Source organism: Pseudomonas sp. ZS1P83 (assembly GCF_054897825.1).
The window spans coordinates 6236827-6254249 of sequence record NZ_CM142706.1 but is presented as its reverse complement, the minus strand read 5'-3'; the positions used below and the strand labels follow the sequence as shown (position 1 = coordinate 6254249).

The 17423-nt window shown below is 60.0% G+C and carries 19 protein-coding genes; 3 read left to right on the top strand and 16 right to left on the bottom strand.

From position 1 onward, the window contains the following. Nucleotides 1–97: 97 nt before the first annotated feature. The 13 genes from ACYZT0_RS29390 to ACYZT0_RS29330 all read right to left on the bottom strand — a co-directional run bounded on the left by ACYZT0_RS29390 (nt 98) and on the right by ACYZT0_RS29330 (nt 12665). A complete protein-coding gene (locus ACYZT0_RS29390) occupies nt 98–1048 on the bottom strand; it encodes a S66 peptidase family protein (protein WP_462044090.1) in 951 nt (316 codons plus the stop codon). 162 nt (nt 1049–1210) lie between these two features. Further along, on the bottom strand, nt 1211–2236 hold the full coding sequence (gene lipA / locus ACYZT0_RS29385; RefSeq protein WP_462044089.1) for a lipoyl synthase: 1026 nt from the start codon (nt 2234–2236) through the stop codon (nt 1211–1213). A 1-nt stretch (nt 2237) separates the two neighbouring features. Beyond that, entirely contained in the window at nt 2238–2885 is a 648-nt protein-coding gene (lipB, locus tag ACYZT0_RS29380) for a lipoyl(octanoyl) transferase LipB (protein WP_462044088.1), read from the bottom strand. Further along, nucleotides 2885–3160 (bottom strand): DUF493 domain-containing protein, encoded by a 276-nt coding sequence (locus tag ACYZT0_RS29375; RefSeq protein WP_131063093.1) that lies wholly within the window; start codon nt 3158–3160, stop codon nt 2885–2887. Before ACYZT0_RS29375 ends, lipB begins: the two co-directional genes overlap by 1 nt. 80 nt (nt 3161–3240) lie before the next feature. Then, a complete protein-coding gene (locus ACYZT0_RS29370; RefSeq protein ID WP_462044087.1) occupies nt 3241–4398 on the bottom strand; it encodes a D-alanyl-D-alanine carboxypeptidase family protein in 1158 nt (385 codons plus the stop codon). Between the two features lie 181 nt (nt 4399–4579). Next, nucleotides 4580–5590 (bottom strand): septal ring lytic transglycosylase RlpA family protein, encoded by a 1011-nt coding sequence (locus ACYZT0_RS29365; protein WP_462044086.1) that lies wholly within the window; start codon nt 5588–5590, stop codon nt 4580–4582. Continuing rightward, on the bottom strand, nt 5590–6600 hold the full coding sequence (mltB, locus tag ACYZT0_RS29360) for a lytic murein transglycosylase B (RefSeq protein WP_462044085.1): 1011 nt from the start codon (nt 6598–6600) through the stop codon (nt 5590–5592). Before mltB ends, ACYZT0_RS29365 begins: the two co-directional genes overlap by 1 nt. Nucleotides 6601–6617: 17 nt before the next feature. Next, nucleotides 6618–7721: a rod shape-determining protein RodA gene (gene rodA, locus ACYZT0_RS29355; RefSeq protein WP_059402101.1), complete on the bottom strand. Its 1104-nt coding sequence runs from the start codon at nt 7719–7721 to the stop codon at nt 6618–6620. Between the two features lie 31 nt (nt 7722–7752). Beyond that, nucleotides 7753–9648 carry a penicillin-binding protein 2 gene (gene mrdA, locus ACYZT0_RS29350; protein ID WP_462044084.1) on the bottom strand — a complete coding sequence of 632 codons (1896 nt, stop codon included), beginning with the start codon at nt 9646–9648 and terminating at the stop codon, nt 7753–7755. Nucleotides 9649–9658: 10 nt separating this feature from the next. Then, nucleotides 9659–10126, bottom strand: a complete 468-nt coding sequence (gene rlmH / locus ACYZT0_RS29345) for a 23S rRNA (pseudouridine(1915)-N(3))-methyltransferase RlmH (protein ID WP_007937439.1) — start codon at nt 10124–10126, stop codon at nt 9659–9661. Between the two features lie 9 nt (nt 10127–10135). Then, entirely contained in the window at nt 10136–10630 is a 495-nt protein-coding gene (rsfS, locus tag ACYZT0_RS29340; RefSeq protein ID WP_449645717.1) for a ribosome silencing factor, read from the bottom strand. Nucleotides 10631–10702: 72 nt separating this feature from the next. Beyond that, on the bottom strand, nt 10703–11347 hold the full coding sequence (gene nadD, locus ACYZT0_RS29335; protein WP_462046655.1) for a nicotinate-nucleotide adenylyltransferase: 645 nt from the start codon (nt 11345–11347) through the stop codon (nt 10703–10705). A 46-nt stretch (nt 11348–11393) separates the two neighbouring features. Beyond that, a complete protein-coding gene (locus ACYZT0_RS29330; RefSeq protein ID WP_462044083.1) occupies nt 11394–12665 on the bottom strand; it encodes a glutamate-5-semialdehyde dehydrogenase in 1272 nt (423 codons plus the stop codon). Between the two features lie 189 nt (nt 12666–12854). Between ACYZT0_RS29330 and ACYZT0_RS29325 the strand changes: the two genes are divergently transcribed. After that, entirely contained in the window at nt 12855–13553 is a 699-nt protein-coding gene (locus ACYZT0_RS29325) for a DNA-3-methyladenine glycosylase (RefSeq protein WP_462044082.1), read from the top strand. A gap of 113 nt (nt 13554–13666) precedes the next feature. Then, nucleotides 13667–14983 (top strand): bifunctional DedA family/phosphatase PAP2 family protein, encoded by a 1317-nt coding sequence (locus ACYZT0_RS29320; RefSeq protein ID WP_462044081.1) that lies wholly within the window; start codon nt 13667–13669, stop codon nt 14981–14983. Here ACYZT0_RS29320 and ACYZT0_RS29315 read toward each other — a convergent pair whose 3' ends face one another. From ACYZT0_RS29315 to ACYZT0_RS29305, 3 genes are read right to left on the bottom strand one after another with little or no spacing between them, the layout of a single operon-like run. Further along, nucleotides 14984–15574: an LON peptidase substrate-binding domain-containing protein gene (locus ACYZT0_RS29315; RefSeq protein ID WP_462044080.1), complete on the bottom strand. Its 591-nt coding sequence runs from the start codon at nt 15572–15574 to the stop codon at nt 14984–14986. Between the two features lie 10 nt (nt 15575–15584). After that, nucleotides 15585–16301: an LrgB family protein gene (locus ACYZT0_RS29310; protein WP_462044079.1), complete on the bottom strand. Its 717-nt coding sequence runs from the start codon at nt 16299–16301 to the stop codon at nt 15585–15587. Beyond that, nucleotides 16298–16660: a CidA/LrgA family protein gene (locus ACYZT0_RS29305; RefSeq protein ID WP_129440876.1), complete on the bottom strand. Its 363-nt coding sequence runs from the start codon at nt 16658–16660 to the stop codon at nt 16298–16300. The genes ACYZT0_RS29310 and ACYZT0_RS29305 overlap by 4 nt, the downstream gene beginning before the upstream one ends. A 195-nt stretch (nt 16661–16855) precedes the next feature. Here ACYZT0_RS29305 and ACYZT0_RS29300 point away from each other — a divergent pair, with 195 nt between their 5' ends. Further along, nucleotides 16856–17311 (top strand): MaoC family dehydratase, encoded by a 456-nt coding sequence (locus ACYZT0_RS29300; protein ID WP_429529308.1) that lies wholly within the window; start codon nt 16856–16858, stop codon nt 17309–17311. Nucleotides 17312–17423 lie beyond the last annotated feature (112 nt).

Below are 17423 nucleotides of genomic sequence, written 5' to 3'. Positions count from 1 at the left end.
TCCTACAAGTTTGGCGTCGTTCACCCATTGTGTGAACACCACTGAACCTGTAGGAGCAAGGCTTGTCCGCGAAGACTGAATGTCAGACGACCAATATCTAACGTTTAACCACCACATCCTGCTCCAACACCAATTCCTTGTTTCCCGCATCCAGCCTCACCAGCGCGCCCATCGGCAACGTCAGGTTCGGATCGCAATGCCCGCTGCGCCACCCGGCCAGCACCGGGATGCGCAACGGCTCAAAGGTCTGCTTGAGCAAACGCTCCAGCGCAACCCCATCCACCCCCGCCACATCCCCCACCAGCACCCCACGCAGTTTGTTCAACGTGCCCGCCAGGCGCAGATGGGTCAGCAGCCGGTCGATTCGATACAACGGCTCGTTGATGTCCTCGATGAACAGAATGACGCCCTCGGCCTCCATTTCGTAAGGCGTACCCATGGTCGCAGCGATCAACGACAAATTGCCCCCAAGCAAACGCCCGTGAGCGATGCCAGGCTCAATCGTGGTCAACGGGTAGGCCACCGGGTGCGTCAGGATGCTGCCGGTCTTCACCTGTCCTCTCAGCATGTTGAAGAACGAAGATTCGGTAGGTTTTTGCTTGTCACCCAGCAGGTCGGCATTGAGCAACGGGCCATGAAAGGTCACGAAACCCGCATAACGACTGATCGCCACGTGCAGCGCGGTGACGTCGCTGTACCCGATGAACGGCTTGGCATTGTTGCGCAGCAATTCGAAATCAATACGGTCAAGCAATCGCGGCGTACCGTAACCTCCGCGCAGACAGATGATTGCGTCGACCTCACTGTCAGCGAACGCCCCGTGCAGATCATTGAGCCGTACATCATCACTGCCGGCCAGATAGTCATCTTTCTCGTACACGCCGGGAAAAACCCGCAGCGAATAGCCGCGAGCGCGCATCCAGGCGATGGCTTTATCGGTGTCCAGCGGTGCGGGACCGGCGGGCGCGATGACGCCAATCAGCCCTTGCGACGGCAAGGCCGGAACGGGTGTGTGAGGGCAAAGCGTGTGGGTCGGTCGAACGGTCATCCATGAATCTCCCTGCGTGCAAGCGTCAAGCACACAGTAGTCAGGAACGGGGACAAACAGAAGAGGGTCAGTCGCCCCGCAGGTTGCAGGAAAAGACTGTAGTGGCCGTAGGCACGGCCAACAAAAACGCCCGCAAGGCTGAATAGCCTTGCGGGCGCTTTGTTATAAGGACGACATCAATTCAGCTTTAACCAGTTTCGCCTGCTCGTCAGCATGGTACGAGGAACGTACCAGGGGACCGGAAGCGACGTTCTTGAAGCCCATCTTGTAACCTTCCTCGGCGAACCAGGCGAAGGTGTCCGGGTGCACAAAACGCTGCACCGGCAAGTGGCTGCGGGACGGTTGCAGGTACTGGCCCAGGGTCAGCATGTCGATGTCGTGCTCGCGCATGCGCTTCATGACTTCGATAACTTCTTCGTCGGTCTCGCCCAGACCCAGCATCAAGCCGGACTTGGTCGGAATGTGCGGCATCATCTGCTTGAAGCGCTGCAGCAGGGTCAGCGACCACTGGTAATCCGAGCCCGGACGCGCAGCCTTGTACAGGCGCGGCACGGTTTCCAGGTTGTGGTTGAACACATCCGGCGGCTCGGCAGCGGTGATTTCCAGCGCTACATCCATACGGCCGCGGTAGTCCGGAACCAGGGTTTCGAGCTGTACGTTCGGCGACAGCTTGCGGATCTCGCGGATGCAGTCGGCAAAGTGCTGGGCACCGCCGTCTCGCAGGTCGTCGCGGTCTACCGAGGTGATCACCACGTACTTGAGTTTCAGGTCAGCAATGGCAATGGCCAGGCTTTCCGGCTCGTTGACGTCCAGTGGCTTCGGACGACCGTGACCAACGTCGCAGAACGGGCAGCGACGGGTGCAGATGTCGCCCATGATCATGAAGGTCGCGGTGCCACCGGAGAAGCATTCGCCCAGGTTCGGGCAGGATGCCTCTTCGCAAACACTGTGCAGCTTGTGTTTGCGCAGCAGGGCCTTGATGCGGTCGACTTCCGGGGAAACCGGGATGCGCACGCGGATCCAGTCAGGTTTCTTCGGCAGTTCGGTGGTCGGAATGATCTTCACCGGGATACGTGCAACCTTCTCGGCGCCGCGCAGCTTGACGCCGGCTTCAACCTTGGCACGCGGGGCCGGACGTTCGGTGACATCGAGCGTCGGGATCATGGTTTGCACTGCATCAATAGTCATATCAGTCGATTCCGCCCGTTAGGGTCGTCTGCTCAGCATAGTCGAGGTGTTTGACGAGCTGCGCACGCAGCCGGGCACTTACCTCGGCAAATTCAATCGATCCTGCGTGATCGCGCAACTGGGTCATCGCCAGCCCGGCGTAGCCGCAGGGATTAATCCGTCGAAACGGTTCCAGGTTCATGTCCACGTTCAGGGCCAGGCCATGAAAGGAACAACCATGGCGGATCCGCAGACCGAGAGAAGCGATTTTCGCCCCATTGACGTAGACACCCGGAGCATCCGGTTTGGCCACGGCGGTGACGCCGTAGCTGGCCAGCAACTCAATCAGGCATTGTTCCATGCGGCTGACAAGGTCACGCACGCCGAAACCCAGCTTGCGTACGTCGAGCAACAGGTAGGCCACCAATTGACCGGGGCCGTGATAAGTCACTTGACCACCGCGATCCACCTTCACCACCGGAATATCCCCCGGCAGCAACACGTGCTCGGCCTTGCCGGCCTGCCCCTGAGTGAATACCGGTGGGTGTTCGACCAGCCAGATCTCGTCGGCGGCATCGCTGCCGCGTTCATTGGTGAAGCGTTGCATGGCATGCCAGACCGGCTCGTAAGCCATCTGGCCGAGCTCGCGAAAGCCCAGCGTGCCAGACATCACAGCACCATGTGCACGAAACCGGTAGCCCGCAACTCGCTGTTGATGTCGTAGAGCTGTTCTTGACCGGTGGCGATGATGTGCAGCTGGATGGTCGTGTACTTGCCGTTGGTGCTCTGGCGCTCGGCCAAGGTCTTGTGGTCAACGGTCGCGTGTTTCTCAAGGATCTCGATGATCTTGTCCTTGAAACCCACGCCAGTGTCGCCGATCACCTTAATAGGGTAATCCGCGCAGGGGAATTCGATCTTTGGTGCCTTTACTTCGGTGTCTGTCATGGCGTAACGGCCTCGTAAGCCGTGGCAACGGACATGGCCCCGTTCCGGATTGGAACAAGGCCATGCAAGTCCACACTAATTCAGTTGAACAAGCCGTAGAAGAATAGACGGATGCTATCCCACATGCGACGGAAGATACCACCCTCGTCGACCGCGTCCAGAGCGATCAGATCAGCGCTGTGCACGACCTTGTCGTCCAGTTTCACTTCGACTTTACCGATCACGTCGCCCTTGGCGATTGGCGCAACCAGTTGCGGGTTCATGGTCATGCTGGCGGCGAGCTTTTTCAGCTGGCCTTTTGGCAGGGTCATGGTCAGGTCTTCAGCCAGGCCGGCCTTGACTTGATTGGTGGTGCCTTTCCAGACAGGGGCCTGAGCCAGCTCGGCGCCTTTCTGATAGAAGGTCTGGGTTTCGAAGAAGCGAAAACCGTACGTCAGCAGCTTCTGGGTTTCAGAGGCGCGAGCCACTTCGCTGTTGGTGCCGAACACCACGGCGATCAAGCGCATGCCATCACGTACGGCCGAAGACACCATGCAGTAGCCGGCTTCGTCGGTGTGACCGGTTTTCAGACCGTCGACAGTCTTGTCGCGCCACAGCAGCAGGTTACGGTTAGGTTGTTTGATGCCGTTCCAGAAGAACTCTTTCTGCGAGTAGATCGCGTAGTGAGCCGGGTCTTCGTGGATGATCGCGCGAGCCAGCACGGCCATGTCGTGAGCCGACGAGTAGTGCTCAGGGTTCGGCAGACCGGTCGGGTTCATGAAGTGGCTGTTGGTCATGCGCAGATCGGCCACGGTTTTGTTCATCATGTCAGCGAAGGCATCTTCGCTGCCGGCGATGTGCTCGGAGAGCGCAACACTGGCGTCGTTACCCGACTGAATGATGATGCCGTGCAGCAGGTCGCTGACAGTCACCTGCGAGCCGACTTTAATGAACATCCGCGAACCGCCAGTACGCCAGGCGTTTTCGCTGACGGTCACCGGATCGTTTTCACCGATCTGGCCACGACGGATTTCCAAGGTCGCGATGTACGCGGTCATCAGCTTGGTCAGGCTGGCCGGAGGCAGACGCTGGTCACCGTTGTTCTCTACCAGCACGTTGCCGCTGCTGGCGTCCATGAGTACGTAGGCTTTGGCGGCCAGTTGCGGTGGCGACGGCATCATCTCGACCGCGAAAACGGTAGGCGAGAGGAGCAGCGGGACTAGCAGGCACAGGCGTTTGGCAAAGGTGGTGATGTTCATCCGTCTCTCGAAATCGCTAATGGAAACTGCCCGAAGGCAAAACTAATCAGACAGCTTTCTAACGAGCTGTCGCGTGTTCAGTTGTTCACTCAGAACCCTTGCCGGGCTTTTGTTCTTCAACGAGCCAACAACCCGGTTCGCCCCCCAAATCGCAAGCGTACCGTCAATCAAGTACTACGTATTACTCGGCAGTGACCAGGCTCGGCGAACCTAGATTGGCCATTCGCACGCTGTTCTGCACTTGCTGGATTTCACCCGGCGAACCGATTGGCCCCAGGCGTACCCGATGCAGCGTCTGTTGATTGCGCACGATCGAGCTGATGAACACCGGAGCGCTCACCATCCCGCTGAGCTTCGATCTCAGGAGTTCTGCAGCGTCCGGGTTGGCGAACGCGCCCACCTGCAGATACTGGCCAGAGGCTGGTACAGAAGCGTTTTTTTTTGCATCGATCTGCAGGGGCACAACAGCCGCGGCGTGTTGCTGCGGCGGTGGCGTCCATTGCTCGACCGTGCCAGTGGAGGCGGTCACGGTTGGCGCGGCATTTTGCGCTACTTGTGGCTCGTTAAGCATCAACGGCGCCGGACGGCCTTTTTGCGCCCACCATTCTTGCGGATCGATACCTTCGACCTTGACTCGCGCGGTGCCGGTTTCGGCATAGCCGAGCTTCTTGGCGGCAGCGTAGGACAAGTCGATGATTCGGTCCGAGTAGAACGGCCCGCGATCGTTGACCCGCAGGATCACGGCTTTGTTGTTGTCCAGGTTGGTCACCCGAACGTAACTCGGCAGTGGCAAGGTCTTGTGCGCGGCGCTCATGCCGTACAGGTCGTAAACCTCGCCATTGGCGGTGTTCTGACCGTGAAACTTGGTGCCGTACCACGACGCCGTGCCCGAAGCGACGTAGCGCTTGGAGTCTTGCAACGGGAAGTAAGTCTTGCCCAGCACGGTGTACGGGTTGGCTTTATAAGGACCGGAGTGCAGGGTCGGCGTGGCATCCGGGATGCGCGATACATCGACGTCCCACCACGGCGCGCCATCTTTGTGCGCACGGTTGATGTCCAGCCCCGGCGTTGCGCGCACGGCGGTGGACGACTTTTGGGTCGGCGAACGGCTGGTCGAACAACTGGCGACCAGCACCGCCAACGCGGCGAATGCCATCAGCTTCAGGGGTTTATTCATAGGCAATGCCCGCATTACTTGACGCCCCGTGCTTGGACCAGCTGTTCAGACAGTTGATGTACGGCCATGGCGTACATCACGCTGCGGTTATAACGCGTGATCGCGTAAAAATTCGTCAGGCCCATCCAGTATTCAGGGCCATTGTCACCTTCCAGGCGGAAAGCCGTGACCGGCATATCATCGCGCAGCGCATCATGACTTGACCACCCTAGCGCCCGCAACTCCCCGACGGTTTTAGTCGGCTCGATGCCCGTGGTCAATCCTTCGTCCACGTGTTCGCCACGAACTTCGGCGCGGCTGACCACCGGTTCGCCGGCGACCCAGCCGTGACGCTTGAAATAACTGGCGACGCTGCCAATGGCATCGTCCGGATTGGTCCAGATATTGATGTGGCCATCACCGTCGAAGTCCACCGCATAGGCGCGAAAGCTGCTCGGCATGAACTGCGGCAAGCCCATTGCTCCGGCGTAAGAGCCTTTGAGGGTCAGCGGATCGACCTGCTCTTCCCGGGCCAGCAACAGGAACTCACGCAATTCCTTGCGGAAAAATTCGGCACGGGGAGGATAGTCGAAACCCAGGGTCGACAAGGCATCGATCACCCGGAAATTACCGGTATTTCGGCCGAAAAAGGTCTCAACACCAATGATCGAAACAATAACCTGCGCCGGCACGCCGTATTCCTGCTCCGCGCGCGCCAGTACTGCCTCGTGCTGACGCCAGAAGTCGACACCACGGGCGATACGCGCGTCGGTGATGAACATCGGGCGATATTCGTTCCACTGCTTGACCCGCTCGGCAGGTTTCGAGATAGCGTCCAGAATCGACTGCTTGCGCTCTGCGTCGCGGAACACGCCCATCAGCTGTTCACCGGCGAAACCGTAGTCGCGGGTCATTTCACCGACGAATTCGGCCACCTGAGGTGAGCCTTCGTAATCGCCGGCCAACGCTTCCTGCGCTGAGCCAAGGATGCTTACCAGGCCGACCCATGGCGCATATCGAGTCGCCCAGCCACGCATTGCTTGCATTGAAATCTTCACCTTATTCAAACCTGAGCGATCCACTTACGATGGGTATGGATCGACATCAAAACCCCAAACGCTGACAGCAGCGTCACCAGCGAAGTTCCTCCGTAGCTAATGAACGGCAACGGCACCCCCACAACCGGCAACAGGCCACTGACCATACCGATGTTGACGAAAACGTAAACAAAAAACGTCATGGTGAGACTGCCCGCGAGCAATTTGCCGAACAATGTCTGGGCCTGCGCAGTAATCACCAGTCCGCGACCGATCAACAACAGGTAAATCAGCAGCAACGCGCAGATACCCACCAGGCCGAACTCTTCGCCCATGACCGCAATAATGAAGTCGGTATGGCTTTCCGGCAGGAAGTCCAGGTGCGACTGAGTACCGAGCAGCCAGCCCTTGCCGAACACACCGCCGGAACCGATGGCTGCTTTCGACTGAATAATGTTCCAGCCAGTGCCCAGCGGATCGCTCTCTGGATCGAGGAAGGTCAGGATTCGCTGCTTCTGGTAGTCATGCATGATGAAAAACCACATCGCGACGGCCACCGGCACGGCAGCGGCGATCACGCTGATGATCCAGCGCCAGCGCAAGCCGCCCATGAACAACACGAAAGCGCCACCGGCGAGGATCAGCAACGAAGTACCGAGGTCGGGCTGGCGCACGATCAGGATGAACGGCAACCCGATCAGAAACAGACTGACGCCCACATGCTTGAGCTGCGGCGGCAAGGTGCGCTTGGACAAGTACCAGGCGATGGTCGCGGGCATCAGGATCTTCATGAATTCCGAGGGCTGGAAGCGAATCACCCCGGGAATGTTGATCCAGCGTGTAGCGCCCATGGCGTTATGGCCCATGACGTCCACCACCACCAGCAACAGCACACCGAGCACATAACCGACTGGTACCCAACGGGCCATGAAGCGTGGTTCGAACTGAGCAATGACGACCATCGACACCAGGCCGATGCCGAACGAAGTGGCTTGCTTGGCCAGCAGATCCCAGCTCTTGCCGCTGGCCGAATACAGCACGAACAGGCTGCCGGCCGCGAGGGTCAGCAGCAGGATCAGCAACGGGCCGTCGATGTGCATGCGTTGCAACAGCGTCGCGCGGCGACGCATCACATCCTCACTGGAGAGGATGCGATCGAAATTACTCTTCACGGGCCGTAGCCTCCGCACTGATAGGGCTGGCGTATTCGGCCTTCAACCGACCGTCCTGATCCAGAAGCCAGGCGTCCATGATTTGACGCACCACCGGCGCGGCGACGCCGGAGCCGGACTCACCGTTCTCGACCATCACCGACACCACGATTTGCGGGTTGTCGGCCGGCGCGAAGCCGACGAACAAGGCGTGGTCGCGATGGCGTTCCTGAATTTTGGAGCGGTCGTACTTCTCACCCTGCTTGATCGCGACCACCTGGGCCGTACCACTTTTGCCGGCAATCCGGTATTGAGCGCCGATCGATGCCTTGCGCGCCGTACCCCGGGCACCGTGCATCACCTGCTGCATCCCGTGATTGACCTTGGTCCAGTCGGACGGGTCACGCAGGACAATGTCCGGTATCGGGTTTTCGTCCTTCGGCTTCTCGCCTTCGACGGTCTTGGCCAGGTGCGGACGGTTCCAGACCCCCTTGTTCGCCACCAGCGCCGTGGCCTGGGCCAATTGCAGCGGCGTGGACTGCATGTAGCCCTGACCAATCCCCAGAATCAGCGTTTCGCCCGGGAACCAGGCCTGACGACGGGTCGCGCGCTTCCACTCACGGGACGGCATCAGCCCCGGCGATTCTTCGAACATGTCCAGCGAGACCTTCTGGCCGATTCCGAACTTGCCCAGGTACGTCGACAACCGATCGATCCCCAGCTTGTGGGCCAGGTCATAGAAGTAGGTGTCGTTGGACCGCATGATCGCCGTGTCCAGATCCACAAAGCCGTCGCCGGTCCGGTTCCAGTTACGGTATTTGTGATCGTAGTTGGGCAGTTGGTAGTAGCCAGGGTCGAAGACCCGGGTCGATGCGGTGACCACGCCCGAATCCAGGCCGGCAATCGCCACCGCCGGCTTGATGGTCGAGCCCGGCGGGTACAGACCGCGTAGCACGCGGTTAAACAGTGGCCGGTCGATGGAATCGCGCAGCTCGGCGTAGGCCTTGAAGCTGATGCCGGTGACGAACAGGTTCGGGTCAAAACTCGGCTGACTGACCATCGCCAGGACTTCGCCGGTTTTCGGGTCCAGCGCCACCACCGCGCCACGACGACCGCCGAGTGCAGCTTCGGCCGCTTCCTGCAATTTGATGTCCAGGCTCAGGACGATGTCCTTGCCGGAAATCGGTTCGGTACGCTTGAGCACCCGCAGCACGCGGCCACGGGCATTGGTCTCGACTTCCTCGTAACCCACCTGACCGTGCAATTCAGGCTCGTAGAAACGCTCGATGCCGGTTTTACCGATTTGGTGGGTGCCGCTGTAGCTGACCGGGTCCAAGGACTTCAGCTCTTTCTCGTTGATCCGCCCCATGTAACCCACCGAGTGCGCAAAATGCGCGCCCTGCGGATAGTGACGCACCAGCTGCGCGACCACTTCCACACCCGGCAGACGGAACTGATTCACCGCGATGCGGGCGATCTGCTCTTCGGTCAGCTCAAACAGGATCGGCACCGGCTCGAACGGCCGGCGACCCTGACGCATGCGCTTCTCAAAGATCACCCGATCCTCGGACGTCAGCTCCAGCACTTCGACGATCACGTCGAGCACTTGCTGCCAGTCGCCCGAGCGCTCGCGGGTCATGCTCAGGCTGAAACTGGGCCGGTTATCGGCCACCACCACACCATTGCGATCGAAGATCAACCCGCGAGTCGGCGGAATCGGCTGCACATGGACGCGGTTGTTTTCCGACAGGGTCGAGTGGTACTCGTACTGAATCACCTGAAGGAAATACAGCCGTGCGATCAGCACACAGATCAGCGACACCACCGCAATTGCCCCGAACACGACGCGGCCACGCACCAGACGGGCGTCTTTTTCGTGGTCCTTGATACGGATCGGCTGGGGCATGAGGGCAGAACTACTTGTGGTAAGGGTGGCCGGACAAGACTGTCCAGGCACGATACAGCTGTTCGCCGATCAGAATTCGCACCAGCGGATGCGGCAACGTCAAGGGCGAGAGCGACCAGCGCTGATCGGCCCGGGCACAGACTTCCGGCGCCAGCCCTTCGGGGCCGCCGACCATGAAATTCACCGTGCGCGAGTCCAGCCGCCAGCGATCGAGCTCGACAGCCAACTGCTCGGTGCTCCAGGGCTTGCCGTGGACTTCGAGGGTCACAACGCGCTCGTTCGGCCCGACCTTGGCCAGCATGGCTTCGCCTTCCTGACGGATGAAGCGTGCCACGTCGGCGTTCTTGCCACGGGTGTTGAGCGGTATTTCCACCAGTTCCAGCGCCAGCTCGGACGGAAGACGCTTGGCATATTCATGCCAGCCTTCTTCCACCCACTTGGGCATGCGTGAACCGACGGCGATCAGTCGCAGTCGCACAGCGGTCCCTTATTGCTGGTCTTTGTTGAGCTTGACGAAGTGCTCATGGGTGTTTTCCGGGCTGTGGTGAGCCGCGTTCAGAGCACGGCTCTGTTCTGCACCGGACCACAGACGCTCCAGGTCGTAAAACTGACGAGCCGAGGCGGTCATCATGTGCACGATGACATCGTCCATATCCAGCAACACCCAGTCGCTGTCGCCCTTGCCTTCTTCACCCAGTGGCTTGACGCCCAGGGCTTTGACCGCTTCGCGGACCTTGTCCAGCATCGCGCCGATCTGACGGTTCGAAGTACCGGTCGCGATGATCATGAAGTCAGTGATGCTCTGCTTTTCACGAACGTCGATGACCTGGATGTCCTGGCCCTTCACGTCTTCCAGGGCCGCTACGGCAACCTTGACCAGTTCTTCGCCACGCAGTTCCGGCCCGGTTGGAGCCTCTACTGGCAGCGGGGCGCTCTTGAACGTGCCTTTGCGCTTTACTTTAGTTACGTCTTTGTTCGTCATATAAAACTCGTTTTGCTCGTATGTTCGGGCGCTTCGTTACACGTGATCACGTGCCTTGAAGCGCGCCCTTTTTCAGTTCGACGCACGGTAAAGTCCGTGCGCATCGATGTAGGCCAGGACCGCGTCGGGCACCAGGAAACGTACCGACTTACCGCTGGCCAGCAGTTGACGGATCTGGGTGGCGGATACCGCGAGCGGTGTCTGCCAGACGAATGCAATCTGTCCGCTCGGCCCCTTCAGGGCCAGCGGGTCGCTTACCGAGCGCGCTGCCAGCAGATTGCGCAAGGCATCCGGCGGTTCGCTGTCGGCATCCGGGCGTTGCAGCACCAGGATGTGGCAATGCTGGAGCAACTCTTCCCAGCGGTGCCAAGTGGGCAGGCCGCAAAATGCGTCCCAGCCCAAAAGTAGAAAAACCTGGTCTTCAGCGGCCAATTCGGCGCGCATCAGTTCCAGGGTGTCGAGGGTGTAGGACGGTTTGTCCCGCTGCAATTCGCGGGCGTCCACCACCAACGGCGCCACACCGGCCACCGCGCACTCGACCATCGCCAGACGGTCCTTTGCCGACACCTGCGGTGTGCCGCGATGCGGCGGTCTGGCACTGGGTGTCAGACGCAACTCGTCGAGCGCCAGCGATTCGGCGACTTCCAGCGCACCGCGCAAATGGCCGATGTGCACCGGATCGAAGGTCCCGCCCAACACGCCAATGCGTCGAGGCACAGGCTCGCTGGCGGCTTCCGGGGCTGACAGGTCGAGGTCGCCCAAGTCAGACCGACGCCTGGCCGCGCAACTGACCATCACCGACCACGATGTACTTCTCGCAGGTCAGCCCTTCGAGGCCCACCGGGCCGCGGGCGTGCAGCTTATCAGTAGAAATGCCAATCTCGGCACCCAATCCGTATTCGAAGCCATCGGCGAAGCACGTCGGGGTGTTGATCATCACCGACGAGGAATCGACTTCCGCAACGAAACGCCGGGAGTCAGCAAGGTTTTCGCTGACGATCGAATCGGTGTGGTGAGAGCCGTACGTATTAATGTGCTCGATGGCCTGGTCCAGCCCGTCGACCACGCGGATCGACAGAATCGGTGCCAGGTATTCGGTGTTCCAGTCGTCTTCTGTTGCCGCGCCAGCATCGATGATCGCCCGCGTGCGTTCGCAGCCGCGCAGTTCGACGCCTTTTTCGCGGAACTGTGCAGCCATCGACGGCAAGAAATCCTTGGCGACCGTCTGGTCCACCAGCAGGGTTTCCATGGCGCCGCAAATACCATAGCGGTAGGTCTTGGCATTGAACGCGATGCGCTGGGCTTTCGGCAGGTCGGCGTGGGCACTCACGTAAACGTGACAGATGCCGTCCAGGTGCTTGATGACCGGCACGCGGGCATCGCGACTGACCCGTTCGATCAGGCCGCGGCCGCCACGGGGCACGATGACGTCGACGTATTCGGGCATGGTGATCAGCGCGCCAACGGCGGCACGATCGGTCGTTTCGACCACTTGCACCACGGCGGCGGGCAAATCGGCCTCGGCCAGACCGCGCTGAATGCAGGCAGCGATGGCACGATTGGAATGAATCGCCTCGGAGCCGCCACGCAGGATGGTCGCGTTGCCGGACTTCAGGCACAGGCTGGCGGCATCGATGGTCACGTTCGGCCGAGATTCGTAGATGATCCCGATCACGCCCAAGGGCGCGCGCATCTTGCCGACCTGAATGCCCGAAGGCCGATAGCTCATGTCGCGGATCGCGCCGACCGGGTCCGGCAGAGCCGCCACCTGACGCAGACCAACAATCATGCCGTCGATACGTTCCGGGGTCAGCGCCAGGCGCTCAAGCAATGCGGGCTCAAGACCATTGGCACGGCCAGCAGCCAAATCCAGTTCATTGGCAGCCGTCAGCTCGGGGCGTGCAGCGTCCAACGCATTGGCAGCAGCCTGCAACGCACGGTTTTTCTGCGCAGTGCTGGCACGGCCGATGACGCGAGAAGCTTCGCGGGCAGCGCGACCCAAACGGGTCATGTAGTCAAGAACGGACTCAGTCATTGTCTGTAGTGGTCTTTGCTAAGGTCTTGGTAAAGAGTAAAGCGGCAGATTATAGCTGGCGCGTCCCCCGACTAACAGCGGTGACGGGCGGATGGTCGAAATGGAGGGCAATTTGCCGACGTTCAGCCGTGATTAAGCTGCAAATTGTTATCATCACGACTCAATCAGCCCTGATTAACGCCGTTCATCATGTCCAATCTGACTGTTAGCACGTCCGCTACGAGCCTGCCCAAGGGGCTCGCGAATGCTTTTTTCGACAGAGATGCCCAAACGCTGGCCCGGGATTTACTCGGCAAAGTCATCCGTCACCGGGTCGGTGATCTGTGGCTCAGCGCCCGGATTATCGAGACTGAGGCCTATTACTTCGAAGAAAAAGGCAGCCACGCCTCTCTCGGCTACACAGAAAAACGCAAGGCTTTGTTTCTGGGTGGCGGCCATATCTATATGTACTACGCCCGTGGCGGCGATTCCCTGAACTTCAGCGCTCAGGGCCCCGGCAATGCAGTACTGATCAAATCCGCCTATCCATGGGTCGATGAATTGAGCGGGCCGGCGAGCCTGGCGCAGATGCTAATGAACAATCCCGATGCTCAGGGCCGCCCTCGCCCGTCGCAAAAACTTTGCGCAGGGCAGACTTTGCTCTGCAAGGCGCTGGGCCTGAAGGTACCGGTCTGGGACGCCAAGCGCTTCGACCATGAAGTGCTGCTGGTGGAAGATGTCGGCCCGGCACCTGGCCACATCATACAAACCACGCGCCTGGGCATTCCCCACGGACGCGATGAGCATTTGATGTACCGCTTCGTCGATTCGGCTTACGCGCCGTATTGCACGCGAAACCCGCTGCGACGGGGGCAGGTCGAAGGTCGCGATTATTTTTTGCTGACCTGAACAATGAAAATTACCCTTGTGGGAGCGAGCCTGCTCGCTCCCACAAGGGTTCTGTTGGTTTTACAGATTGCGTTCGTCCCATGGGACTAATGAACATCAGATGGAGTTTTTTTATGGGCCCATGGCTCGATAGCGTGACCGGTTGGTTGACGGTCAACCCGCAATGGCTGGCTGTGACGGTGTTCATAGTGGCCTGCGTGGAATGCCTGGCGATTGCCGGGCTGATCGTGCCCGGCACGGTGCTGCTGTTTGCCGTGGCGGTACTGGCCGGCAGCGGTGCGCTTTCGCTTGGCGAAACGCTATTGCTGGGCTTCCTCGGCGGCGTGCTGGGCGACATCATTTCGTACTTCCTCGGGCGACATTTCCATCAGAACATCCGGCGTCTGCCAGGGTTACGCCATCATCCGGAATGGATCGCCGGGGCCGAGGCCTATTTCCAGCGTTACGGGATCGCCAGCCTGTTGGTCGGGCGTTTCATCGGCCCGCTGCGGCCGATGTTGCCGATGGTCGCTGGAATGTTCGACATGCCCTTCCCGCGCTTCGCCGCCGTCAGCTTGCTGGCCGCCGCCGGCTGGAGCGTCGCGTATTTGCTGCCCGGTTGGGCCACGGGGGCGGCCATTCGCTTGCCATTGCCAGAGGGTTTCTGGCCTGAGGCCGGAATCGTCGCCGGCAGCATCGCCGTCATGCTGGGTTTGAGCGTGACCAGCAGTCTGCGCCGCCATCGCAAGGCCGCCGTGCTGATTACCGGGATGAGCTTTCTGATTCTGGCGGGGCTGTTTATCGGCTATCCGCACCTGACTGCCCTCGACCAAGGGGTGATGGCCCTGGTGCAGGAACACCGCAGCCCGATGCTCGATGAAGCGGCCGTGGTGTTCACGTTGATTGGCGAATTCCGCAACATGTTTATGTTCAGCGCCCTGCTGACCGGCTTATTGTTGCTCACCCGACAATGGCGACAAGCGGTCTTCGCCGGCAGCACTATGCTTTGCACCGCGCTGGGCAACACCGTGACCAAACACTTTTTCGCCCGCGTGCGCCCGGAAGTGCTGAGTGATCCTCTGACCAGCTACAGCATGCCCAGCGGTCATGCCTCAGGCTCCTTTGCGCTGTTTCTGACGCTAGCCGTGCTGGCCGGCCGCGGGCAACCACCGCGGATGCGTCTGACCTGGCTGCTGCTGGGTTGCTTGCCGGCGCTGGCGATTTCCCTGTCGCGGGTGTACCTGGGCGCGCACTGGCCCACAGATGTGGTGGCCGGCGCCATGTTGGCGGCGTGCGTGTGTGCGGCGAGCTTGTGGCTGAGTCAGCGTCACGCACCGCTCAACGCCATGCCACCGAAGGTCTGGTGGCTGGTGTTGCCGGCGCTGGTGGCGTTGTTTGGATTCTTTGCTTTGCGGCATTTACCGCAAGCAATGCTGCGGTATGCCTACTGATCAGGCAAACAACTCACCCTGCAACTCATCCAGCAACGCCTGAATCGCATCCAGTCGCTGCTGCGGATCATCGAGTTGCAGCAGGTCGATCTTGTCCACTTCGGCAAACGGCAACAGATACGCCAACTGATTGGCCAGCGACTGTTGCCCAGTCGCTTCGGTGCCCATGTTCAACGCTTCGACCATCGGGTGTTCGGCCAAGGCTTTAAGCAGCGCAACCAGGTCGGCGTCCTCATCCTGCAGTGGTTGCTCAGGCTCGTCTTCGAGCCACTCGACCTCGGCGACGGTCAGATGATCGCGCTGAATCTCGGTGCGCAACACATGGAAACGCCGCCCGCCCTCCACCCGGATGCCCAGCAAGCCATTGTCCTGCTGTTTGAAATCAGTGATAAGCGCCTCGCACCCGACCAGCGCATAGCCCGCCGGGGCGATGCCGACTTCTTCGCCGTCGAGGATGCACACCACGCCGAAGCCGCCGCCCTGTTTCATGCAGCGACTGATCATGTCCAGGTAGCGCGCCTCGAAAATCTGCAAATCGAGGATGCAGCCCGGAAACAGCACCGTGTTCAGCGGAAAAAGCGGCAAGCTCATAGACATTTCCTTACACCACCATCGACACCGCGAACGGCAGGAAAACTGCCGTGGCCACGCCCATCAGACTCATCGCCAGCGCCGCGAAGGCGCCGCATTCTTCACTTTCCTGCATCGCCACCGCCGTGCCGACCGCGTGGGCGGTCATGCCAAGCGCCATACCGCGCGCCTCGGGGCTGTGAACACCAAGCCGTGTCAAAAGGCTCGGCCCGAAGATCGCCCCGATCACCCCGGTGATCAATACGAATACGGCCGCCAGCGCCGCGACGCCACCGATCTGCTCTGCGACCAGCATGGCAATCGGCGAGGTCACCGACTTCGGTGCCATGGTCATCAGGATCATGTGCTCGGCACCAAACGACCAGCCCAGCAATACGCCCATGCCGGTGGCGACGACGCCGCCTACCACCAGCGTAGTAAATATCGGCCAGAACAACTGCCGAATGCGTCGCAGATTAAGGTACAGCGGCACTGCCAGTGCCACTGTCGCAGGCCCGAGCAAGATGCTGAGGATCTCGGTGCTTTTACGGTATTCGGCATAGGTCAGGCCGCAGCCCACCAGTACGCCGATCACCAGCAGCATCGAGACCAGCACCGGTTGCAGAAAGATCCAGCGGGTTTTCTCGAACGCCGCCAGCACCAGCTGATAAGCACCCAGCGTAATGCCTATGCCGAACAAAGGATGATGAATCACCGACGCCCAGGCGCCGTGCCAGTCGAAGATCATTGGCCGTCCTCACGATGAGCGTGACGTTTGACCATGCGCTGCATCAGCACGCCGGCGAAAGCCAGGGACAGCAACAGTGACAACACCAGTGCGCCGACGATGGCCCAGAAATCCGCGGCAATGTCTTTGGCGTAAACCATCACACCCACAGCTGGCGGCACCAACAACAACGGCAGGTAACGCAGCAGACTGCTGGCCGCGAGGTTCAGCGGTTCGCCGACCTGACCACGGCTGATCAGGAACACCAGCAGTAACAGCAGGCCGACAATCGGCCCCGGCAGCACGGGTAAAAACAAGTGGTTGATGGCTGTGCCCAGCAATTGGAACAGCACCAGCCAGGTCAGGCCACGTAACAACATCCTTCATCTCCTGCCAATATCATCCCGCACAAGCGGGCCAACCATTATAAGCACGCCAACGCTATAGACCGGTATTCGCCAAAAGCATGGACAGTTGACCGGAGACATTTGCCATGTTGATCTAAAGTGGTAATCCGGGAGGTCAAATCCCCCCACCTCAAAACTATAAAACCGATGAACCCAAGGAGATGCTCAATGCCCTATGTTCCAGTTGCAGAGCTCAAAGATTATGTCGGCAAGGAACTCGGACGTTCCGAATGGCTCACCATCGATCAGGAGCGCATCAACCTGTTCGCTGAAGCCACAGGGGATTATCAGTTCATCCACGTCGACCCGGTCAAAGCCGCGCAAACGCCATTTGGCAGCACCATTGCACACGGTTTCCTGTCGCTGTCGCTGATCCCCAAACTGATGGAAGACATCCTCATCCTGCCTGAAGGGGTGAAGATGGTGGTCAACTACGGCTTGGACAGCGTACGTTTCATCCAGCCAGTAAAGGTCAACTCCAGGGTTCGACTCAAGGTCGACATGAACGAAGTCACCGAGAAGAAACCCGGCCAATGGCTACTCAAGGCCACCGCCACGCTTGAGATCGAAGGCTCGGACAAACCGGCCTACATCGCCGAGCCACTGTCCCTCTGCTTCGTGTAAACCATCCCGGAAGCGAAGCAGCTCACGCTGTTTCGCGCCCTCTCCTGTTTTCCCGGCTATATAAGGTCATAGAGCTGCGGCATACTCGCTCGCTTAATTGCCCGGATCCCGC